General features: G+C 63.8%; 21 protein-coding genes. 11 read left to right on the top strand and 10 right to left on the bottom strand.

The features are described 5' to 3' along the window. Entirely contained in the window at nt 1–945 is a 945-nt protein-coding gene (locus AC1DVS_RS15725) for a hypothetical protein (protein ID WP_478024540.1), read from the bottom strand. Between the two features lie 3 nt (nt 946–948). Beyond that, entirely contained in the window at nt 949–1,668 is a 720-nt protein-coding gene (locus AC1DVS_RS15730; RefSeq protein WP_478024542.1) for an AAA family ATPase, read from the bottom strand. Nucleotides 1,669–1,886: 218 nt separating this feature from the next. Here AC1DVS_RS15730 and AC1DVS_RS15735 point away from each other — a divergent pair, with 218 nt between their 5' ends. Then, entirely contained in the window at nt 1,887–2,948 is a 1,062-nt protein-coding gene (locus tag AC1DVS_RS15735) for an SPOR domain-containing protein (protein WP_478024544.1), read from the top strand. A 12-nt stretch (nt 2,949–2,960) separates the two neighbouring features. On the opposite strand, the gene serB is transcribed toward AC1DVS_RS15735, so the two are convergent. After that, on the bottom strand, nt 2,961–3,842 hold the full coding sequence (gene serB, locus AC1DVS_RS15740; RefSeq protein WP_478024545.1) for a phosphoserine phosphatase SerB: 882 nt from the start codon (nt 3,840–3,842) through the stop codon (nt 2,961–2,963). On the opposite strand from serB, the gene miaA reads away from it, so the two are divergent. From miaA to AC1DVS_RS15780, 8 genes are all read left to right on the top strand, one after another. Continuing rightward, nucleotides 3,835–4,773 (top strand): tRNA (adenosine(37)-N6)-dimethylallyltransferase MiaA, encoded by a 939-nt coding sequence (miaA, locus tag AC1DVS_RS15745; RefSeq protein WP_478024546.1) that lies wholly within the window; start codon nt 3,835–3,837, stop codon nt 4,771–4,773. The two genes, serB and miaA, sit on opposite strands and share 8 nt — an antisense overlap. Before the next feature lie 73 nt (nt 4,774–4,846). Further along, a complete protein-coding gene (locus AC1DVS_RS15750; RefSeq protein ID WP_478024548.1) occupies nt 4,847–6,592 on the top strand; it encodes an acetolactate synthase 3 large subunit in 1,746 nt (581 codons plus the stop codon). Next, a complete protein-coding gene (ilvN, locus tag AC1DVS_RS15755; protein WP_478024550.1) occupies nt 6,592–7,107 on the top strand; it encodes an acetolactate synthase small subunit in 516 nt (171 codons plus the stop codon). The genes AC1DVS_RS15750 and ilvN overlap by 1 nt, the downstream gene beginning before the upstream one ends. 132 nt (nt 7,108–7,239) lie before the next feature. Further along, a complete protein-coding gene (gene ilvC, locus AC1DVS_RS15760) occupies nt 7,240–8,259 on the top strand; it encodes a ketol-acid reductoisomerase (RefSeq protein ID WP_478024552.1) in 1,020 nt (339 codons plus the stop codon). Nucleotides 8,260–8,548: 289 nt separating this feature from the next. Further along, nucleotides 8,549–9,160: a YceI family protein gene (locus AC1DVS_RS15765; protein ID WP_478024554.1), complete on the top strand. Its 612-nt coding sequence runs from the start codon at nt 8,549–8,551 to the stop codon at nt 9,158–9,160. Nucleotides 9,161–9,180: 20 nt separating this feature from the next. Further along, on the top strand, nt 9,181–9,816 hold the full coding sequence (locus AC1DVS_RS15770; RefSeq protein ID WP_478024556.1) for a TMEM175 family protein: 636 nt from the start codon (nt 9,181–9,183) through the stop codon (nt 9,814–9,816). Between the two features lie 153 nt (nt 9,817–9,969). After that, on the top strand, nt 9,970–11,628 hold the full coding sequence (gene leuA, locus AC1DVS_RS15775; RefSeq protein ID WP_478024558.1) for a 2-isopropylmalate synthase: 1,659 nt from the start codon (nt 9,970–9,972) through the stop codon (nt 11,626–11,628). 92 nt (nt 11,629–11,720) lie between these two features. Continuing rightward, entirely contained in the window at nt 11,721–12,059 is a 339-nt protein-coding gene (locus tag AC1DVS_RS15780) for a hypothetical protein (protein WP_478024559.1), read from the top strand. 129 nt (nt 12,060–12,188) lie between these two features. Here the strand turns inward: AC1DVS_RS15780 and AC1DVS_RS15785 are convergent, their stop codons facing one another. Genes AC1DVS_RS15785 through folE form a run of 4 tightly spaced genes read right to left on the bottom strand, consistent with a single transcriptional unit; the run spans nt 12,189 to nt 15,630 of the window. Continuing rightward, nucleotides 12,189–13,805: an NAD(P)/FAD-dependent oxidoreductase gene (locus tag AC1DVS_RS15785; RefSeq protein WP_478024560.1), complete on the bottom strand. Its 1,617-nt coding sequence runs from the start codon at nt 13,803–13,805 to the stop codon at nt 12,189–12,191. Between the two features lie 54 nt (nt 13,806–13,859). Then, complete coding sequence (locus tag AC1DVS_RS15790; RefSeq protein WP_478024562.1) at nt 13,860–14,231, bottom strand: dihydroneopterin aldolase; 372 nt, start codon at nt 14,229–14,231, stop codon at nt 13,860–13,862. After that, entirely contained in the window at nt 14,224–14,997 is a 774-nt protein-coding gene (locus AC1DVS_RS15795) for an SDR family oxidoreductase (protein ID WP_478025073.1), read from the bottom strand. Before AC1DVS_RS15795 ends, AC1DVS_RS15790 begins: the two co-directional genes overlap by 8 nt. 6 nt (nt 14,998–15,003) lie before the next feature. Continuing rightward, nucleotides 15,004–15,630 (bottom strand): GTP cyclohydrolase I FolE, encoded by a 627-nt coding sequence (folE, locus tag AC1DVS_RS15800; protein WP_478024563.1) that lies wholly within the window; start codon nt 15,628–15,630, stop codon nt 15,004–15,006. Between the two features lie 225 nt (nt 15,631–15,855). Between folE and AC1DVS_RS15805 the strand changes: the two genes are divergently transcribed. Together AC1DVS_RS15805 and AC1DVS_RS15810 are read left to right on the top strand one after the other, a co-directional pair. Beyond that, complete coding sequence (locus AC1DVS_RS15805; RefSeq protein ID WP_478024564.1) at nt 15,856–18,828, top strand: TonB-dependent receptor; 2,973 nt, start codon at nt 15,856–15,858, stop codon at nt 18,826–18,828. A gap of 220 nt (nt 18,829–19,048) precedes the next feature. Next, on the top strand, nt 19,049–19,312 hold the full coding sequence (locus AC1DVS_RS15810; protein WP_299906850.1) for an SWIB/MDM2 domain-containing protein: 264 nt from the start codon (nt 19,049–19,051) through the stop codon (nt 19,310–19,312). 172 nt (nt 19,313–19,484) lie between these two features. Here the strand turns inward: AC1DVS_RS15810 and AC1DVS_RS15815 are convergent, their stop codons facing one another. Genes AC1DVS_RS15815 through AC1DVS_RS15825 form a run of 3 tightly spaced genes read right to left on the bottom strand, consistent with a single transcriptional unit; the run spans nt 19,485 to nt 20,699 of the window. Further along, nucleotides 19,485–19,925: a hypothetical protein gene (locus tag AC1DVS_RS15815; RefSeq protein WP_478024566.1), complete on the bottom strand. Its 441-nt coding sequence runs from the start codon at nt 19,923–19,925 to the stop codon at nt 19,485–19,487. Nucleotides 19,926–19,959: 34 nt separating this feature from the next. Beyond that, on the bottom strand, nt 19,960–20,175 hold the full coding sequence (locus AC1DVS_RS15820; RefSeq protein ID WP_478024567.1) for a helix-turn-helix domain-containing protein: 216 nt from the start codon (nt 20,173–20,175) through the stop codon (nt 19,960–19,962). 2 nt (nt 20,176–20,177) lie between these two features. Then, a complete protein-coding gene (locus tag AC1DVS_RS15825; protein WP_478024568.1) occupies nt 20,178–20,699 on the bottom strand; it encodes a DUF2975 domain-containing protein in 522 nt (173 codons plus the stop codon). Nucleotides 20,700–20,796 lie beyond the last annotated feature (97 nt).

A 20,796-nucleotide genomic window follows, 5' to 3' on the forward strand; every position in this document is an offset into this window, starting at 1 on the left:
TCAACGTCCGCCCTGGGGTGGCAACTGGCGCGCCAGTTCATCCACCTCGGGGAGGGATTGCAGAAAATGGTCAAGCGCTGCGGTCACAAGGACCTGAGCGGAGACATTATGGAGCGCGCTCGCGAGGCGAAGGCGCAGGTGACGATCCTGGTCGAGCCGCAGCGTAAAGGCAGCCTTGTTGCCCTTGGCGTGCGCTTCTTTTGCGATCCGCTTGGCGGTCGCGATCGAAACCGGCCTTGGCTCAATCCGTGCCTCGACGGGTGCGCGCATCGGCTCAACGGGCGCGGGCGTGGGCTCGACCCATACTGGCCTTGGCTCAACTGGCGCAGGCCTGGCTTCGACCGGAATCGGCGCGGCCTGAACCGGCATTGGTGCGGCCTGAACCGGCATCGGCATGGGGGCCGGCATTGGCATCGGCGCCGGCATGGCTTCGACCGGCATCGGATCGAGGGGGGGGCGGATCGGGTTGGCTGCGCGTCCGAGATCGGCATATGCGCCGCCGGACTCCTCCTCGCCTTCCTCGTCCTCGTCCTCGTCCTCGGCGCCGTATTCGTAGGCGTCCTCGTCCTCGTCCTCGCCCTCATAGTCCTGCTCGGGCTGGTAGGCGCGGGGCACCTGCGGCTCATAGGCCTCAGGCGACTCGAATTCTTCCTGGAGCGCCTCGCGCTGGCGCAATACCGGCGGCACCGTCGGGGGCGCCGGATAAGGCTGTTCCGCCGGATAGGCCTGCTCGGGATAGGGCTGCTGCTGGTGGTGCGTAAAGCCCTGCGCGGACAACTCTTCGTCGGTGTGGCCCATGTCGTTCCAGCCGAGGTCGTCGTGCGGCCCCGGAGGCGCACCGAAGCCGCTGAAACCCTGCGGGCGCATCGCCGGCCGGGCGGTTCCCTTGCGGGCGAGCAGCGTCGACGAGAGCGACGCCAGCGGTTTCTGTCCGAACACGGTCATTGCTCAGCTCATCACCCGGCGGCCGAAGCCACCCATTGCGGGGCGCGGTGCGGGAAAGCCGGTCTGCTGCACGCCGGGTGCCGAAAAGACGGTGCGGCGGAAATTCTTCTCGAGCCGGTCGGCGATGTAGGTCCAGAGTGCCTGGACCTCCTGCGAAGAGCGGCCATTGACGTCAACTTCCATCACGGTGCGGCCGTCGATCATCGAGGCAGCGAAGTCCGTGCGGTGATGGATGGTGACTGGTGCGACCGTACCGTGCTGCGAAAGCGCAACCGCGGCTTCGGAGGTGATCTTGGCCTTGGGCGTTGCGCCGTTAACGACGAACAGCAAAGGCTTGCCGGCCCGCTCGCACAAATCGACGGTGGCGCCGACCGCGCGAAGATCGTGCGGCGAAGGCCTGGTCGGAATGACGATCAGCTCGGCGACCGCGATCACGCTCTGGATCGCCATGGTAATGGCGGGAGGCGTGTCGATCATTGCCAGCTTGAAACCCTGCTGACGCAGGATCTCGAGATCGGCGGCAAGCCGCGCGACGGTGGTTTGGGCGAAAGCGGGATATTCGCTATGCCTTTCGTTCCACCAATCGGACAATGATCCCTGCGGATCGATATCGATCAGGACGACAGGGCCAGCACCGGCCAGCTGCGCCTGTACAGCGAGATGCCCGGACAAGGTAGTCTTGCCCGATCCGCCTTTTTGTGATGCCATCGCGAGAACGCGCATGTGCCTCTTAAACTCCCCGTGTCAGAGAGGCTGAGATGCCACGGGAGACGTCAAGAAGCGGTTAACGACGTCAAACTTTCACGGACTGCGCCTATTTACCCTGTTTCATGGCGTCGGTCCGTCAGCACAAGGGCGCAAGACACCTAACGAAATCTTTGCCAAACCCGTTATAGTGGTGATTATCTGCTAAGGTTGGTGGCGGGGAATAGGACGAATCTATGCGCAAAGCGTTTCGGCCGGCGGCTCTTGGCCTTGCCGGCTTGTTCATCGCGGTATCGGTGCCCGCGCTCACGCCTGCATTTGCCGATGTGAAGGCGGGCGTCGATGCCTGGAGCCGCGGCGACTATCGCAAGGCAGTCGAGGAATGGCGCCCTGCCGCGATCGCCGGGGATGCCGATGCGCAGTTCAATCTCGGCCAGGCCTATAAGCTCGGCCGCGGCGTGCCCGTCGACATGGCGATGGCGGAGAGCTGGTACCGCAAGGCAGCGCTCCAGGGGCAGTTCGAGGCCGAGGCGAATTACGGCCTGATCCTGTTCCAGAATGGTAAACGCGAGGAGGCCCTGCCCTGGCTCAACAAGGCGGTCGCGCGCGGCGAACCCCGCGCGCAGCTGGTGCTCGGCACGATGCTCTATAATGGCGATGGCGTCATGCGGGACTGGCCTCGCGCCTATGCCCTGATCGTCCGCTCGGCCGCCTCGGGATCGCCCCGTGCGTCCGAGGTGCAGGCGCAGATGGATCAATATATCCCGGCCGACGACCGTCAAAAGGGTCTAATCCTCGCCCGGCAATATGAAGCCGAAGCGCAGCGCCCGCAATTGCCCCCCGAGATCGCCGGCCAAGGCACCCAGAACTGGATGCGCGGCACTGACCTGCCTCCGTCGTCCTATGACCAGAATGGCGGCGCGCAGCCCGGCGTCGATGCGCCCCGGCCCGAGAAGCCCAAACCCGTCATAGCCGCCCGTCCCGTCCGCCCCGAGCCGGCCCCACCGGTAGCGCAGGTGCCGACCCGGGTGCCGCCCGCCCCTACCCGCGTGTCGCAGCCCGCCGCCGGGCGCTGGCGAGTCCAGTTCGGCGCCTTCCGCGATGAGGGCAATGCGCGCGCTCTATGGGCGAAGCTTCATAGCCAGGTGAGCGCGCTGGGCGGGCTCGAGCCCTATTTCCTGCGCGCCGGCGCCTTGACCAAGCTCCAGGCCGGCCCGCTGGCGTCAACCGCTGAGGCCGGGCGCATCTGCGCGTCGGTGAAGCCGACCGGTACACCCTGCGTCCCGGTGGCTCCTTAAGAACGCCGCGAGCTAGCCCCTCACCCACTCTTTCGCGCTTATTCCTTGCGCGTAAAGCAGTGACGTCAGATCGCCATTGTCGATCCGCGCCCCTGCTGCTGCCGCCACAATCGGCTTGGCGTGATAGGCCACCCCAAGCCCGGCCTGCCGAATCATCGCCAGGTCATTGGCCCCGTCGCCCACGGCGAGCGTCGTCTCGAGCGGCAGATCGAACTCGGCCGCCGCGCTGAGCAACGTCTGCAACTTGGTATCCGACCCGACGATCGGCTTCGCGACCGTTCCCGTCAGCTTGCCGCCCGCGATATCGAGCCGGTTAGCGATCGCCCGGTCGAACCCGATCATCCGCGCCACCGGCTCAGCGAATCGGGTAAAGCCGCCCGAGACGAGAATCGTCTGCGCACCGCGCGCCTTCATCGTCCGCACCAGCGCCACCGCACCCGCCATGATCACAACCCGCTCGGCGAGGCAGCGTTCGATCACAGCCTCGTCGAGCCCCTTGAGCAGTGCAACGCGCGCATCCAGCGCCGCCTCGAAATCAAGCTCGCCGCGCATGGCAGCCTCGGTGACAGCGGCGATCTGCGGCTTGATCCCGGCATAATCGGCGAGCTCGTCAATGCACTCGACGGTGATCATCGTCGAATCCATGTCGGCGACGAGCAACCGCTTCGCCCGGCTCTCCACAGGCTGCACGACGATATCGATACCGGGAAAGGCGCCGTCCAGCGCCGCGCGCGCCGCCTCGGGGTTCAAACCGAAATCGACATCAGCCGCGAACCCCTCGTCGATCCAGGCATGGGCCGCCGGCAGGCACCCCGCCTGGTCGAGCCGATCCCGCGCGGCCGAAATATCGCCCCCGCTCAGGTTTCCGGCTGCTATCAGCGTTGCGATGAACATGGACTCTCCCCGGCAGAAGGTGGCGCTCATTACAGGGCCGACCGCTAGCGGCAAGTCCGCACTCGCGATGGCGATCGCCGAGAAACATCTCGGCGTCGTGATCAACGCCGATTCAGCCCAGGTCTATGCCGATCTGCGCATATTATCAGCCCGGCCAAGCCCTGCGGACGAAGCCCGCGTACCGCACCGGCTGTTTGGCCATGTCGATGGCGCCGACATTTATTCCGCAGCGCGCTGGGCCGCAGAAGCAAAGGCGGAGATCGTTCGGACTCATGAAGCCGGCCTGTTGCCGGTACTGGTCGGCGGCACCGGTCTCTATCTGCGCACCCTGTTAGACGGCATCGCTCCGGTTCCGCCAATCGATCCGTCCATCCGTGAAGCGGTACGCGCAATGCCAGTTGCTGAAGCGCATGCCGAACTGAGCACGCTCGATCCACCCGCCGCAGCCCGGCTGGCGCCCGCCGACACCACCCGCGTCGCCCGTGCGCTGGAGGTGATACGCTCGACTGGCCGCCCAATCGCTGACTGGCAAAAGGCGAAAGTCGGCGGGATCGGCTCCGACATCGACCTCACGGCCATGGTCCTGCTGCCGGATCGTGACTGGCTGCTCGCACGCTGCGACGCGCGTCTCGAAGCGATGTTCGCCGGCAGTGCCATCGAAGAGGCACGCGCGGTCCTCTCTCGCACCGACATTCTGCCGGCCGCGCCGGTCCGCATGGCGATCGGCGTGCCCGAGCTTGGCGCGGTTCTCGCAGGCACCTCAACCCTCGACCACGCCCTTAGCGCCGCGCAATTGGCGACCCGCCAATATGCCAAGCGACAATTTACGTGGTTTCGGAACCAACCTCCCGCTATGTGGCACCGCAGCGGCACGACAGAAACATGCGCGTTGCTACAGGAATTTGTAACTAGATTCCGTTACGAGACTTGACGGACAAATTTTCGATCACTAACGGCGCATTTCCTGTTGTAATGTTGCGCCGCAGAAAAAGAAGGACTGAGCGATGACGGAGAAAAGCGGAGCCGATATCCTGGTCGAGGCGCTGTGCGATCTCGGCGTGGAGATCGTGTTCGGCTATCCGGGCGGCGCGGTACTCCCCATTTATGATGCTCTGTTCCGCTCCGGGCGGATCAAGCACATCCTGGTGCGCCACGAACAGGCAGCGACTCATGCCGCCGAGGGCTATGCCCGCTCGACCGGCAAGCCCGGCGTCGTGCTCGTCACCTCGGGGCCAGGCGCGACCAATGCCGTCACCGGCATCACCGACGCGCTAATGGATTCGATCCCGATGGTCGTCATCACCGGCCAGGTCCCGACCGCGCTGATCGGCACTGACGCGTTCCAGGAAGCCGACACCGTCGGCATCACGCGCCACTGCTCAAAGCATAATTATCTGGTGAAGGATCCCGCCCGGCTCGGCGATATCATCCATGAGGCGTTCCATATCGCGACCTCCGGCCGCCCAGGTCCGGTCGTGGTCGACATCCCCAAGGACGTCCAGGTCGCGAGCGCGCGCTACACCAAGCCGGGTCCGATCCGGCACAAGACCTATCGCCCGCAGGTGAAGGCCGATCAGTCGCTGATCGAGCAGGCAGTCGATATGCTCGCGGCCGCCGAGCGCCCGATCCTCTATACCGGCGGCGGCATCATCAATGCCGGCCCTGCGGCGAGCCAGCTGCTGCGTGAACTCGCCCGCATCTCCGGAGCGCCGGTGACCTCTACGCTGATGGGTCTCGGCGCCTTCCCCGCCTCGTCGCCGCAATGGCTCGGCATGCTCGGCATGCACGGCACATATGAAGCCAATTACGCGATGAACCAGGCCGACCTGATCATCGCGCTCGGCTCGCGGTTCGACGATCGCGTTACGGGCCGGCTCGATGCGTTCAGCCCGAACAGCCGCAAGGTTCATATCGATATCGACCGCTCGTCGATAAACAAGAATGTGCGGGTCGATCTGCCGATCATCGCCGATGTCGGCAACGCGCTCGAGGACATGGTCCGCGTCTATAAATCGCGGCGTCATCCCAAGCCCGATCTCGCTGAATGGTGGCGTCGGATCGATGGCTGGCGCGCGGTCAAGAGCCTCGATTTCCCCGACAATGCGAACGAGATCATGCCGCAGCGCGCGATCCGCGCTCTGTGGGAGGCGACGCACAAGAAGTCGCCGGTCATCACCACCGAGGTCGGCCAGCATCAGATGTGGGCCGCGCAGCACTTCGATTTCGAGGCGCCCAATAAATGGCTAACCTCGGGCGGGCTCGGCACGATGGGCTATGGCCTGCCCGCCGCGATCGGCGCGCAGCTCGGCAACCCCAAGTCGCTGGTGATCGATATTGCCGGCGAAGCCTCGATCCAGATGAACATCCAGGAGCTCGGCACCGCCACGCAATACCGGCTGCCGGTCAAGGTCTTCATCCTCAACAACCAGTATATGGGGATGGTTCGGCAGTGGCAGGAGCTGACCTATGCCAGCCGCTACGCCGAGAGCTACAGCGATTCGCTGCCCGATTTCGTCAAACTGGCCGAAGCCTATGGCTGGAAGGGCATCCGCATCGAGGGGCCGGACCAGCTTGACGACGGTATCGCCGCGATGCTTGCTCATGACGGGCCGGTGCTGGTGGATTGCATGGTGGCGAAGCTCGCCAACTGCTTCCCGATGATCCCCTCGGGCGCTGCCCATACCGACATGATCCTCCAGGCGACCGAAGTCTCGGGCGAGATGGACGACGAAGCCAAGGCACTGGTGTGATGCATATCAAGGAAGAAACCGTCCAGCGGCACACGCTTGCCGTGATGGTCGATAACGAGCCGGGCATCCTCGCCCGGATCGCCGGCCTGTTCACCGCGCGCGGCTACAATATCGAGAGTTTGACGGTGTCGGACGTCACCGCCGACAAGGCGGTGAGCCGGATCACGATCGTCACCTCGGCATCCGCCCATGTCATGGAGCAGATGCTGGCCCAGCTCGACCGCCTGATCCCGGTGCATTCGGTGACTGATCTCACCGCGCTCGGCCCACATGTCGAGCGTGAGCTTGCGCTGCTGAAGGTCGCCGGCACCGGCGATCATCGCATCGAGGCGCTGCGGCTGGCCGATGTCTACCGCGCTCGCGTGGTCGACGCGACTACCACCAGCTTCGTCTTCGAAGTGACCGGCGGGCGCGAGAAGATCGATACCTTCATCTCGCTGATGCGCGAGGTCGGCCTGATCGAGGTCGCCCGCACCGGCATCGTCGCCATCGCGCGGGGGAAGAACGCCGCTTAACGCCAATGTTTCGTCACCCCGGACCTGTTCCGGGGTCAATCCATCCACGAGCGAAGCCATCGCTGGTTGCACGATGGATGCCGGGACTAGCCCGGCATGACGGCAGATTTTTGAACCAGGGAGCTACTATCAATGCGTGTCTATTATGATCGCGATGCCGATCTGAACCTGATCACGAACAAGAAGATCGCGATCGTCGGCTATGGCAGCCAGGGCCATGCCCATGCCCAGAACCTCCGTGATTCGGGCGTCAAGGAGATCGCGATTGCGCTCCGTGCCGGCTCGGCCACCGCGAAGAAGGCCGAAGGCGCCGGCTTCAAGGTGATGACCAATGCCGAGGCAGCCGCCTGGGCCGACATCACCATGATCCTCGCGCCCGACGAGCATCAGGCGGCCATCTATGCCGATGATCTCCACGCGAACCTGAAGCAGGGCGCGGCAATCGCCTTTGCGCACGGCCTCAACGTGCATTTCGGGCTGATCGAGCCGCGCGCCGATCTCGACGTGATCATGATCGCGCCCAAGGGCCCGGGCCACACCGTCCGCAGCGAATATGTCCGCGGCGGCGGCGTCCCCTGCCTGATCGCGATCGACAAGGATGTGAGCGGCAACGCGCATGACATCGCGCTCGCTTATGCGAGCGGCGTCGGCGGTGGCCGTTCGGGCATCATCGAGACCAATTTCCGCGAGGAGTGCGAGACCGACCTGTTCGGCGAGCAGGCAGTGCTGTGCGGCGGCCTCACCCACCTGATCCAGGCCGGCTTCGAAACGCTGACCGAGGCGGGCTATGCGCCTGAAATGGCCTATTTCGAATGCCTCCACGAGGTGAAGCTGATCGTCGACCTCATGTATGAGGGCGGCATCGCCAATATGCGCTATTCGATCTCGAACACCGCTGAATATGGTGACATCACCACTGGCCCGCGGATCATCACCAGCGAGACCAAGGCCGAGATGAAGCGCGTCCTCGCCGACATCCAGGGCGGGCGGTTCGTGAAGAACTTCGTCCTCGACAACCGCGCCGGTCAGCCCGAGCTCAAGGCAGCCCGCAAGGCAGCGGCCGCCCATCCGATCGAGAAGATCGGCAGCGAGCTGCGCGCGATGATGCCGTGGATCGGCGCCAACAAGCTGGTCGACAAAGACAAGAACTAACGACTTCATTCCTCCCCGGAACGGGGAGGGGGACCAGCGCAGCTGGTGGAGGGGCTTGGAGCGCGGCACGGTCCCGCCAAGCCAGCCCCTCCACCACCCGCTGAAGAAGCGGGCGCGTTTAGGCGAGATCATGTCCCCCGGACATGATCTTGGCCTGCCGGGGGCAGGCCAAAGCCTAAACGCCCTCCCCGTGCCGGGGAGGAATGGAAACTATCCGTTGCAATTTAGGCGTTTGACGCAAGTCCCCGCCCTGGCGCACATCGTCGTCGCCCCAACAGGAGACGATTCGATGCGCCTTGTGCTCGCCACCGCCCTCGCCCTCGCCGCTGCGCCTTTGCTCGCGCAAATGCCAACCACTCCTCCCGGTGCGCACGACGCCAGCCGCGTCGTCGCCGGCACCTATGATGTCGATACCGGCCACACCCAGGTTCTCTTCACGGTCAACCATCTCGGCTTCACTGAATATACCGGCCAGTTCACGCAGCCGACCGGCACCCTGACGCTGGATCCGGCCAATGCCGCGAACAGCAAGGTCGAGGTCAGCTTCCCGATCGATCAGGTCTCCACGACGGTGGCCGCCCTGAACACCCACCTGAAAAGCCCGGACTTTTTCGACGCGGCGAAATATCCTACCGGCAAGTTCGTTTCGACCAAGGTGACGGTGACGGGCGAAACCGCCACGATCGAAGGCAATCTCACCCTCAAGGACGTGACCAAGCCAATCGTTCTGAAAGCCCGCTTCGTGGGCGCCGGCAACGCTCCCATGGGTGCGAAAAAGCCGAGTGTGGGCTTTGCCGCGACCGCGACGATCAACCGCAGCGACTTCCATGTCGGTTATGGCGTGCCGATGGTGTCGGACAAGGTCGAGCTCACCATCAACGCCGGCTTCAACCAGAAATAACGGGCCGGAAATCAGCCTGAATGAGCGATTCCACTCCGTCCGAGAACGAAGGCAGGCCCGGTGTCGGCCGTGTCGAGGCCTTTTCGGACGGGGTGATCGCGATCATCGTCACCATCATGGTGCTCGAGCTCCATCCCCCCGTTTCCGAGGGGATGGACAAGCTCTGGACTCTCTGGCCGGTCTTCTTCGCCTATGCGCTGAGCTACGCCTATGTCGCGGTCTATTGGGTCAACCATCACCGGCTGTTCAGCCATGCGACGCAGGTCACCAATGGCCTGATCTGGTCAAACATGGCGTTGCTGTTCGCGCTCTCGCTGGTCCCCTTCTCGACATCCTATCTTGGCGAGCATCATTTCAACCGCGACGCCACCCTGGTCTATCTCGCGACGATGCTGCTGCCCTCGATCGCCTATATGTGGCTCCAGTCGACCATTCGTCGCACCGGCAGACAGGGCAGGGCCTCGGTCGCCTATCACCGCCAGACCAGTCGCAAGGGCGGATTCGCGAGCCTTGTCTATCTCGCCGGCGTCCCCCTCACCTTCCTCTCGCCCTGGCTCGGCATCGCCTGCGCAGCGCTGGTCGCGGTCTTCTGGTTCCTGCCGGAAAGCCGGCTCGACCGGCTATTCGACGGACGGGCTGGACATGACCAGCGCTAAGGCGGTATCGGGCACTTCATGACGCAGGCTCTCTGCCTTTCGCTGCTTCGACTTACGCGCCCTTAGGCGCGACTTCCGACGCGTGCCTCCGGCGCGCGCGACCCGCCTAAGGGCCAATCCGACCCAGAGACCCCGCGAGCCGCGAGACGAAACATGCTGCGTGACCCTTCCGTTAAATACCGCCCCTTCCCCCAGGTCGATTTGCCCGACCGACAATGGCCGTCGCGAACCATCACGCGCCCGCCGCGCTGGCTCTCGACGGATCTGCGCGACGGCAACCAGGCGCTGATCGATCCAATGGACGGCGAGAAGAAGACCCGCTTCTTCGACCTGATCTGCAAGGTCGGCATCAAGGAGATCGAGGTCGGCTTCCCCGCCGCCGGCGCGACCGAGTTCGACTTCATCTCCGGCCTCGTGACGTCGGGCCGAGTGCCGGACGATGTGACGATCCAGGTCCTCACCCAGTCCCGCCGCGACCTGATCGAGACCAGCTTCGCCTCGCTGCGGGGCGCGCCCAAAGCCATCGTCCATCTCTACAATGCGGTGAGCCCGGCCTGGCGCAAGATCGTGTTCGGGATGAGCCGCGCCGAGATCCGCCAGATCGCAGTCGATGGCGCGATGATCCTGCGCGATCAGGCTGCCGCTCAGCCGGACACTGACTGGCATTTCGAATACAGCCCCGAGACCTTCTCGACCGCAGAGCTCGATTTCTCGGTCGAGGTCTGTGAGGCGGTGATGGAGGTGCTGCGGCCCACCCCCGATCACCCGCTGATCCTCAACCTGCCCGCGACCGTCGAGGCGGCTACGCCCAACATCTATGCCGACCAGATCGAATGGTTCGGCAAGCATATCCGCAATCGCGACAGTGTGGTGATCAGCCTGCATCCGCACAACGACCGTGGCACCGGCGTTGCTGCGGCCGAGCTCGGCCTGATGGCTGGCGCTGACCGGCTCGAGGGTTGCCTGCTGGGCAATGGCGAGCGGACCGGCAATTGCGACCTCGTGACGGTCGCGCTCAACATGTACACGCAAGGGACTGATCCAAAGCTCGATTTCTCGGACATCGATCAGATCATCAACACGGTCACCTATTGCAACCAGCTGCCGGTCCATCCGCGCCACCCCTATGCCGGCGAACTGGTCTTCACGGCTTTCTCGGGCAGCCATCAGGATGCGATCAAGAAGGGCTTCACTGCCCAGGCGGAGCGCAACGACGAATATTGGGAAGTGCCCTATCTCCCGATCGACCCCGCCGATCTCGGCCGCAGCTATGAGGCGGTGATCCGGGTCAATTCGCAAAGCGGCAAGGGCGGCGTGGCCTGGGTGATCGAGCAGGACAAGGGCCTTAAACTACCCAAGCGGCTCCAGGCCGATTTCAGCCGCCACGTCCAGGCACTCGCCGACGAGACCAGCCGTGAGCTGAATGCCGAGGATATCTGGGGCAAGTTCGAGGCGACCTATCTCCGCAAGGACGGCGACCGCTTCGCGCTGCTCGACTATCATGAGACTGGCTCGAGCGGCGACCGGCTGTTCGTCGGCAGGGTCTCGATCGGCGGCGAAGAGCGCTCGATCAGCGGGCGCGGCAACGGCCTGATCTCGGGCGTGATTGCCGCACTTGCGGATACGACTGGCCCGCAGCTCGACGTGGTCGACTATAGCGAGCACGCGATCGGCCATGGTGCCGACGCGCAGGCGGCGGCCTATGTCGAATGCCGGACCTCGGACGGACGCACCGTCTTTGGCGTCGGCATCGATGCGGACATTGCCACCGCGTCGGTCAGGGCGGTGCTCAGCGCCGCCAACGCGGTTTAGCCTGTCTCCAACCCACCATTGCGCGCGGCGAAGTGTCATCATAGGCTGCGGGATGTAGCGCTGATGCTGCGGGCAATGGGGGCTCGACCCGGATGACGCGTATATTGGTCTCCATACTGCTGGCCGGTAGCGCATTGGCGCTTGGCGGGTGCGTCGCCAGCCTCGCCGTCAGTGCCGCCGGCATGGCGGGCCAGGCCGTGGCGGGAAAGCCGAAGCCCAACGAACAGGCGCAACCCGCGGCCGCGACCGAATGCAGCACCCGTGCAGCGCAATATGGCAGGGTGCACCTCATCGATGTCGAGCAGCACAGCCCGAGCAGGATTATCGTCTGGGGTACGGTGGACGACGGCAAGCAACGACGCTCATTCGAGTGCCACTATACCACCAAGATCACCGGCTTCACGCTGCGCGCGATTGCGCCGAATCACTGAGCCTGAAGGTCGACGGCACGCAGCAGGGCCTGCGGGTGGTGTTGGGAATGTCATGCGGGTCCTGACAGTTTTCGATATGTACAGAACATTGTACATAGTCTTCTAACTATCCATAAATACGTGTAAATTTTAGAGAAGGTGCGACGCCAGTGCCTCGGCGACCTTGATCCCGTCAACCGCTGCTGAGAGGATGCCGCCGGCATAGCCGGCGCCTTCGCCAGCGGGAAACAAGCCGATGGTGTTGAGGCTCTGGAAATCCGCACCTCGGGTAATCCTGACCGGCGAGGATGTCCGTGTCTCGACCCCGGTCAGCACTGCATCGGAATGGTCATAGCCAGGAATCTCGCGAGCGAACGCGACCAGCGCCTCGCGCATCGCGGTCACCGCAAACTCAGGCAGGCATTCAGCCAGATCTGTCGGATGCACGCCCGGCAGATAGGACGGAACGACGCTGCCCAATTTGGTCGACGGACGGCCGGCAAGGAAGTCCCCTAGCGTCTGGGCTGGGGCCTTGTAGTTCGACCCACCCGCGATGAACGCGCGCGATTCCCAGTGACGTTGCAGCGCGATCCCGGCCAGCGGGTCGCCCGGATAGTCGCGGGCCGGATCGATGCCGACGACGATGCCTGAGTTCGCATTGCGCTCGTTGCGCGAATATTGGCTCATCCCGTTGGTCGCGACCCGCCCCTCTTCCGAGGTGGCGGCAACCACGGTGCCGCCCGGGCACATGCAGAAGCTATAAACGGTGCGCCCGTTCTTGCAGTGATGCGACAGGCTGTAATCGGCAGCACCGAGGATCGGGTTGCCCGCCGAATGGCCGAAGCGCGCATCGTCGATCCAGCTTTGCGGATGCTCGATCCGCACGCCGATCGAGAAGGGCTTGGCCTCGACATGCACGCCCTCGGCATGGAGCATTTGGAACGTGTCGCGCGCGCTGTGACCGACCGCGAGCACGACCTGCTCCGCTTCGAGATAGTCGCCGGTGTGGAGACGCAATCCGCGTACGCGGCGAACCCCTTCGCCGTCCTCAGCGATATCGATCCCGTCGACCCGGTGCTCGAACCGATATTCGCCGCCGAGCCCTTCGATCGTCTCGCGCATGCTCTGCACCATCGCCACCAGCCTGAAGGTGCCGATATGCGGATGCGCCTCGGTCAATATCTCCGGCGGGGCGCCTGCCTTGACGAATTCGATGAGCACCTTGCGATCGAGATGCCGTGGATCCTTGATCCGGCTGTAGAGCTTGCCGTCGGAAAAGGTGCCCGCACCCCCCTCGCCGAACTGGACATTGGATTCCGGGTTCAGCACGCTCTTGCGCCAGAGGCCCCAGGTGTCCTTGGTGCGTTGCTTCACCTCCTTGCCGCGATCGAGGATGATCGGGCGGAAGCCCATCTGCGCGAGGATCAGCCCCGCGAAGAGACCGCACGGCCCGGCCCCGATCACGACAGGACGCCGCCCGCTCCAGCCGGCCGGCGCCCGCACCGGGAAGCGATAGCCGGTATCCGGCGTGCGCTGGACGTGCCGGTCCTTCTTGAAGCGGGCGAGGATCGCATTCTCGTCGCGAAGCGTCACGTCGACTGAATAGACGAGTTGGATATCCATCTTGTCGCGCGCGTCGTGCGCGCGCCGGGCGATTGTATAGCGGATCAGGTCCCGCGGCGTGATGCGAAGCCGGGTGCGGATCGCGGCCGCCAGCGCTTCATCCGCATGGTTCAGCGGCAGTTTCAGTTCAGTGATGCGGAGCATCGTTTCGCCATAGCGAGACCCGGCTCACACGGCCACTGTTGTGCATCCGCTCCCTCAGCCTGCGGCCCGACCCCGCACAATCTCGCAGCCGACCGCCGCATCGGGATAGATATCAGGCTTCATCGATCGCACCGTCACCCGCGCGACCCGCGCATCGGCGAGGCACAGCGCCGCGATCGCTTCRCACAAAGTCTCCTGCAGATGAAAATGCCGCGTGGCCGCCAGCGCGCGGATGTCCTCGCGCAGGAAGTCATAGTCCAGCACTGCCTCGATCCGATCCTCCGAAGGAGGTACCGGATATTCGATCTCCATCCGGACATTCACGATCACCCGCTGCGGCGCGGCCAGTTCCTCGGCATGGATGCCCAGCCCCATGACGAGCTCGAGCCCCTCGAGGATCGTGGTGAAGCGCCTTCCCTCAGCCATGCGCTCGCCTGTCCGCCTTACGCGTCTCGAACATCACGTCGCTGTCGCGCGGCAGGAAATGCTGGCCATTGTCCACGAAGATGTTCTGCCCATGAATGCCGCGCGCCGACAGCAGGAAATCGACCGCTTCGGCAATCGCGCTCACCTCCACCGGACGCCGCAACAGATTTTCGCTGGCGACCGCGCGGAACTCGGCCTCGCTCTGGTCGAGGCTCGGCAGCGAAAGCCCGGGTGACACCGCGTTGACGCGGACGCGCGGGCCCAGTGCCTGGGCGAGCATCGCGGTCGCCCCGGCCAGCGCGATCTTGCCGCAGCTATAGGAGAAGAAATCCGGGTTCAGATTGGCGATTTTCTGGTCGAGGATATTCACCACGGCGCCCGTCGCCAGATCGTCCTGCGCGGCGAGCGCCGACGCAAGCAGCACCGGCGCGTCGAGATTGACCGCCATATGATCCCGCAATGCCGCCGCCCCTGCGATTGGCGGCCGGTCATAGCTGAACAGCGAGGCGTTGTTGACGAGCGCCATCAGCGGCGCCCCGAATGCGTCGCGCACGCTGGCGACGAGGCGCGGCGCCGTTTCGGCGCAGGCAAGATCGCCCGTTACGACACATGCCCCATCAAGCTCGRCCGCCAGCGCCTCGGCGTCGTCAGGCGAATGGTGATGGTGGATCGCGACCCGCCAGCCCCGGCCGGCGAGATGCCGCACGATGACCGCGCCGATCCGCCGCACCGCGCCGGTCACCAGCACTGTCCGCGCCGGATCAATCACGCCTCAATAGCCCATCAGCGCGAGCACTTCCTTGCGGCTGCGGTCGTCCTCGCGGAACACGCCCATCATCCGGCTCGTCACCATGTTGACGCCCGGTGTGCGCACCCCGCGCGCGGTCATGCAGGCGTGGCTCGCCTCGATCACCACCGCGACCCCGACCGGCTTGAGGTTGTCCCAGATGCAATTGGCGACCTCCGCGGTCAGCCGCTCCTGGATCTGCAGCCGGCGGGCATAGGCGTGGAGCACGCGCGCGAGCTTCGATATGCCCACCACCCAGTTGCTCGGCAGATAGGCGATCGAGGCCTTGCCGATGATCGGCGCCATATGGTGCTCGCAGTGCGACTGGAACGGAATGTCCTTCAGCAGCACGATTTCATCATAGCCGCCGACCTCCTCGAAGATTCGCGAGAGGTGCATTGCGGGGTCATCGGCATAGCCGGCGCAATATTCCTTCCAGGCGCGCGCCACCCGCTGCGGCGTGTCGATCAATCCCTCGCGGGCGGGGTCGTCGCCGGACCAGCGAATCAGCGTCCGTATCGCCTCCGCAACGTCTTCGGGCACGGGAATCTTCGGCGATGCCGCGACGATGTCACCATCCTCGGGTTCACCATGGCCAACATCCATACTCATTTCCTTGTTGTCGATTCGGTCGCGACGTTACGGCAAGCGGCGCTTTGCCCGATTGAGTTCTATTTCGAAACTGTCTCATTTGGGCAACAACTGCGCAACCCCGCAGGATTCCTGCGATTACGCCATTGACGGGTGATTCCAGCGGACGCTAAATTCGCATACCGAAATTACGAAACAACGCTCAGTCAGCTCAGATTGACGGGCGTACTCCATAGGGGATGCATCATGAAGAAGTTCGAACTGCTCGCAGCGTCGGCAATCGCACTATTCTACGTCAATCCGGCGCTCGCCCAAGAGGCACCGCCCGAGCAGACGACGGCAGCGGCGCCCGCCGAGGACCAGAGCGGCGGCGACGATATCGTCGTGACGGCGCAGCGCACCTCCGAGCGGCTCCAGGACGTCCCGATCTCGGTCTCGGCCTTTACCGGCAAGGCGCTCGAGGTCCAGCAGATCCACAATTCGCTGGATCTCCAGCTCAGCCTGCCGAACATCAGCTATACCAAGACGAACTTCACCGCGTCGAGCTTCACGATCCGCGGCATCGGCGATCTCTGCACCGGTTTCTCGTGCGATGCAGCGACCGGCATCCACATCAACGACGTGCCCGCGCCCGCGACGCGACTGTTCGAAACCGAATATCTCGACATGGAGCGAGTCGAAGTGTTGCGCGGGCCGCAGGGCACATTGTTCGGCCGCAACGCGACCTCGGGCGTCGTCAACTTCATTACCGCCAGGCCTGATCTCACTGGCATTCACGCCTCCGCATCAGCCGAATATGGCAATTACAACTCGAAAAAGGCCACCGGCGTCCTCAACGTGCCGCTCGGCGACACCCTGGGCGTGCGCTTCGCCGGCCTGTATCTGAAGCGCGACGGCTATACCAACAACACCTTTGATAACTCGCAGATCGACGGGCGCGACCTGTACCAGGTCCGTGGCTCGATCCGCTGGCAGCCGAGCAGCTCGACCACAGTCGACCTGATGGGTTCCTATTTCCACGAAAAGGACAACCGCTCGCGGATTCAGAAGCAGCTCTGCCACCGCGACCCGACCGGGATCCTTGGCTGCGCACCTGATCGGCTTGGGTTCGACACGGTCAATGCGAACGCGGTGTTCCAGGACATCCTCACGTCTCGCGAATTCTTCGGCATTGCGCTCAGCCCGTCGCTCGTGCCCTTTGGCGTTCGAAGCCTCTACGGCGCCGATGGCTTCAACGGCATCACGGTGCCGACCGACCTGCGCACCGTGAATTCCAATGTGAGCCCGACCTATTTCTCGGATGAGCTCAACATCCAGGGTCGGATCGACCAGGATTTCGGCCAGATGTCGCTCTCGGTGATTGGCGGCTATAACCGGTCGCGCGTCGACTCGACCGCCGGCTACTTCCTCAACACGCCGAACTCGCTTGCGACCAATGTCGGCCTCAATACCTTCCTGGGCGCCGCTGCGGCACCGGGTTCGCCTTTCGCCACAGGTCGGGCGCGGGTGTTCAATTCCGCCGGCCAGCTCTGCACCTCCGCAGTCGATCGCAGCTATACCGGCGTATTTGGCGGCCATACCTATGGCTGCAGCAGCAGCCCGCTCAACTATGACGAATCGCGCAGCAAGTCTGAAGGCTGGTCGGCTGAAGCGCATCTCAACTCGCATTTCGACGGGATGTTCAACTTCCTGATCGGCGGCATTTACCTGACCGGCGTCACCGATGGCGATTATTATGTGTCGCCCGGTCTCGGCAGCTACGCCGCGGACATCATCGGCTATGCCAAGGGCCTCGCTGCGGGCGCTCCCGCCGGCTCCACTTATGTCGGACCAGGCTTTTTCAACAGCGAGACACAGCGCTATCAGCTGAAATCCTACGGCCTGTTTGGCGAGACCTATTTCCAGTTCTCTCCGAAATGGAAGCTGACGATCGGCGCGCGCTATTCGCATGACCAGAAGTTCGTCAGCGATCGCAGTCCGCTGCTCAGCGTGCTCGTGCCCTATGGCTCGACCAACGTCTTCTCGTCACCTTATGCCGTCGCGTTCGACGCGGATGCCGGCACGGCGGGCAACCAGATGTATCGCAACGCCAGCGTCCAGTTCGGCCGCGTAACCGGCCGCGTTGTGCTCGATTACAAGCCCAGCGACAATTCACTGATCTATCTGTCCTATTCGCGCGGCTATAAATCGGGCGGCATCAATCCGCCGTTCGATCCCTCGGTGTTCTCCGCGCCGGCGACGTTCCGCCCGGAAAGCATCGATGCGTTCGAACTCGGCACCAAGAACACCTTCATGAACGGCTCGCTGCGCCTCAATGCGAGCGTATTCTATTATAAATACAAGGATCTGCAGCTCAGCCGCATCCTCAACAAGACCTCGTTCAACGACAATACCAACGCCGACATCTACGGCGCCGAAGTCGAGGCGGTCATCCGGCCCGAGCGGCATTTCATGGTCAATCTCTCGGCCAGCTATCTGAAGACCAAGATCAAGGACTTCTCGCTGGTCGATACCCGCGATCCCTCGGGCGGCCGTTCGGACACGGTGATCATCAAGGATATCACCAACGCCTCGAACTGCGTCGTACGGCCGACCACGGCTGGCAATGCGGTGGGCGCGAACACACTGGTCGCTGCGTTCAACAGCGCAATCGGCCTGCAGGCACCAACCCCAGTCCCGGGCACCAATACCACTGGCGCCTATTCGATCTGCGGCAGCCTGGCGGCAGCGATCGCCAACCCGTCGGCGGGTCTGCGCGCGTTGTTCGGGACACCGACGGGTCCGCTGCCCTTCTTCACCTCCACCAACGCAGCGGGGGCTGTGACGGGCCTTCCCGATGGCGTGGCGGTCGATCTGTCGGGCCACCAGCTACCCAATGCACCGACCTGGAAGTTCTCGGCGGGCGCTCAGCACACCATGGATATCGGCAGCAGCGGCATGACGCTCGTCAGCCGTGCCGATCTCACTTACACGGGCGAGTATTTCTCGCGCAGCTTCAATCGGCCTATCGACAAGATCAAGGGCTATGAAATCGTCAACCTCTCGCTGACGCTGAACGGTCCTCAGGAGAAATGGTATCTGCGCGGCTTCGTGCAGAACCTCACCGCCAACAATGCCATCACCGGCCAGTATGTCACTGACGCCTCGACCGGCCTGTTCACCAACATCTTCACCCTCGAGCCGCGCCGCTATGGCGTCTCGGCGGGCTTCAAGTTCTGATCGATATGCAGGGCGGGTCGCCTGCCCTGCCCCCTTTTTCAGCCCCCGGTGCCCGCACCGGGGGTTTTTCTTCGCCCAAAGCGGTCAGAAGGGCCATTTCAAGGTGTGAAACGGCGCATTGTAGGCGTGACAACGCCGAAAAGGCGGCGCACAAGCGTGGCACGTCCCAGGAGGCGTGAAACCGATGTCGGCATGAACGACACATCAGGAAGGAAAATTTATGGCGACTGCACCGACCAAGACCGGCGGCATCCATGCTCCGGTACAGCCCTCCCCCGAGCTGGGCGCGATCGTCGGCAACGACAAGCTCCCGCGCAGCCAGGTGATCAGCAAGGTGTGGGATTACATCAAGGCGAACAATCTGCAGAACCCAGCCAACAAGCGCGAGATCCTCGCCGACGCGAAGCTGGAAAAGGTGTTCGGCCGCAAGTCGTGCACGATGTTCGAGATGAACAAGTATATCGCACAGCACGTCAAGGCGTGATGTCCGCCGGGGCATCGTCACCATGCGGTGGCGATGCCCTCGAGCGGCCCCTGGGTCACAGGCTGGCTCCTCCCCTCACCAGAACAATCATTGAGTCCTTTGGCTGCTTGTCAGACAGGCACTTACAGGCTTCTACTTCAAGCCGGACAGCGTTTCGAACAGGTGGCTCAGCTCACCGCCACCGCGCCCCGGGCTGCTGAGCAAAATGCCGCAGCACATAGCCCCATGGGATGACGATCGGCATCAGGATCACCCCGGCGACGATTGCCTTGAAATCTTCGGGAAACGTGGCGGGCGCGTTACCCGTCGACCATTGAGTCAGGCCGAAATCGAGCAGCCACACCGTCTTCCACGCGAATTCGAACATCAGAAGTGGGAGCATCTGCAGCGGATAGCGCAGCCCGATGAACGCGAGCAGCCATATAGCGCCCAACAGGCTGGGGATCACACCGCGGGCGAGCGGCTCATGGCTGAGGAGCTGGGGCACGATGAAGCCGCCCAGGCCGACAATCAGCAGCAGATAGGTCGCCCGCAACACATAGAGGCGGGTTAGCGAAACCTCCCGGTCAACCGCGCCCTTGGGCATCGGTGCCGTAACCGCGATCATGGTCATTGGAATATCCTTCGAGAAAAAGAGGGCGGCGCGCCTATTGCGCGTCGGGATTAGGCTGGAAGTGCAGCAGGTCGCCTGGCTGGCATTGCAGCGCCGCACAGATCGCCTCGAGCGTCGAAAAGCGAATGGCGCGTGCCTTGCCGGTCTTGAGGATCGACAGATTGGCGAGCGTGATGTCGACCCGGTCAGCGAGCTCGGTCAGCGTCATCCGGCGGGCGTAAAGCAGGTCATCGAGCTTGACGGTGATCATGGTCACACCGTCCCGGCAAGGTCGTCGCGCATGTTCGCACCCTCGGCGAAGACGCGGGCGAGCACGAACAGCAGGATCACCGCCAGCCATCCGCTGGTGGAGAACGCGCCGACATGCAGGCCATGCGCCTCCGCGGAGGTCACGCCGGCGATGAGGCTTACCAGCAGTTGGAGGACCTGCTGGCCGAGCAGGGCCCACGCGATCACCTGCAGCCGCTCAGCGTTCCGGGCGACGAACGGATCGCCGGCGCGGACCGTGTCGATCATCTCTAGCAAGCGGCGCAGCACGATCAGGTTGAGCGGCACCGCTGCGAGGCCGACCAGCGCGAGCAGCCGCGCGCCCGTGATCAGCGCGGCCGTCTGATCTGTCGGCGCGAAACCGAGGGCAGTCATCGTCCAGGCCGCATTGAATACCAGCCCCGCGAGGATTGCCAGCACCACCGCTGCGTAAATCCAGTTGAGCACGACCAACAGCTTGAGAAGGATGCGCGCAACCGGCAGCGCGGCGGGGAAGTATCTGGGCATTACTCACTCCTGCGACTCGACTATCGATAAATCATATATCGATTATCGATATGTCGCAAGGGAGCCGGCTGACCTCGAAGCCGATGCGGATCTCGGC

Source organism: Sphingomonas sp. P3_C5, from assembly GCF_056402635.1.

Coding starts and splice junctions, on each gene's coding strand:
- AC1DVS_RS15805 (WP_478024564.1), top strand. CDS start 15,856: ATGAAGAAGTTCGAACTGCTCGCAGCGTCGGCAATCGCACTATTCTAC.
- AC1DVS_RS15820 (WP_478024567.1), bottom strand. CDS start 20,175: ATGATCACCGTCAAGCTCGATGACCTGCTTTACGCCCGCCGGATGACG.
- ilvN (WP_478024550.1), top strand. CDS start 6,592: ATGCATATCAAGGAAGAAACCGTCCAGCGGCACACGCTTGCCGTGATG.
- leuA (WP_478024558.1), top strand. CDS start 9,970: ATGCTGCGTGACCCTTCCGTTAAATACCGCCCCTTCCCCCAGGTCGAT.
- AC1DVS_RS15725 (WP_478024540.1), bottom strand. CDS start 945: ATGACCGTGTTCGGACAGAAACCGCTGGCGTCGCTCTCGTCGACGCTG.
- AC1DVS_RS15825 (WP_478024568.1), bottom strand. CDS start 20,699: ATGCCCAGATACTTCCCCGCCGCGCTGCCGGTTGCGCGCATCCTTCTC.
- AC1DVS_RS15770 (WP_478024556.1), top strand. CDS start 9,181: ATGAGCGATTCCACTCCGTCCGAGAACGAAGGCAGGCCCGGTGTCGGC.
- AC1DVS_RS15780 (WP_478024559.1), top strand. CDS start 11,721: ATGACGCGTATATTGGTCTCCATACTGCTGGCCGGTAGCGCATTGGCG.
- AC1DVS_RS15785 (WP_478024560.1), bottom strand. CDS start 13,805: ATGCTCCGCATCACTGAACTGAAACTGCCGCTGAACCATGCGGATGAA.
- AC1DVS_RS15815 (WP_478024566.1), bottom strand. CDS start 19,925: ATGACCATGATCGCGGTTACGGCACCGATGCCCAAGGGCGCGGTTGAC.
- serB (WP_478024545.1), bottom strand. CDS start 3,842: ATGTTCATCGCAACGCTGATAGCAGCCGGAAACCTGAGCGGGGGCGAT.
- ilvC (WP_478024552.1), top strand. CDS start 7,240: ATGCGTGTCTATTATGATCGCGATGCCGATCTGAACCTGATCACGAAC.
- AC1DVS_RS15735 (WP_478024544.1), top strand. CDS start 1,887: ATGCGCAAAGCGTTTCGGCCGGCGGCTCTTGGCCTTGCCGGCTTGTTC.
- miaA (WP_478024546.1), top strand. CDS start 3,835: ATGAACATGGACTCTCCCCGGCAGAAGGTGGCGCTCATTACAGGGCCG.
- AC1DVS_RS15810 (WP_299906850.1), top strand. CDS start 19,049: ATGGCGACTGCACCGACCAAGACCGGCGGCATCCATGCTCCGGTACAG.
- AC1DVS_RS15750 (WP_478024548.1), top strand. CDS start 4,847: ATGACGGAGAAAAGCGGAGCCGATATCCTGGTCGAGGCGCTGTGCGAT.
- AC1DVS_RS15730 (WP_478024542.1), bottom strand. CDS start 1,668: ATGCGCGTTCTCGCGATGGCATCACAAAAAGGCGGATCGGGCAAGACT.
- AC1DVS_RS15765 (WP_478024554.1), top strand. CDS start 8,549: ATGCGCCTTGTGCTCGCCACCGCCCTCGCCCTCGCCGCTGCGCCTTTG.
- folE (WP_478024563.1), bottom strand. CDS start 15,630: ATGAGTATGGATGTTGGCCATGGTGAACCCGAGGATGGTGACATCGTC.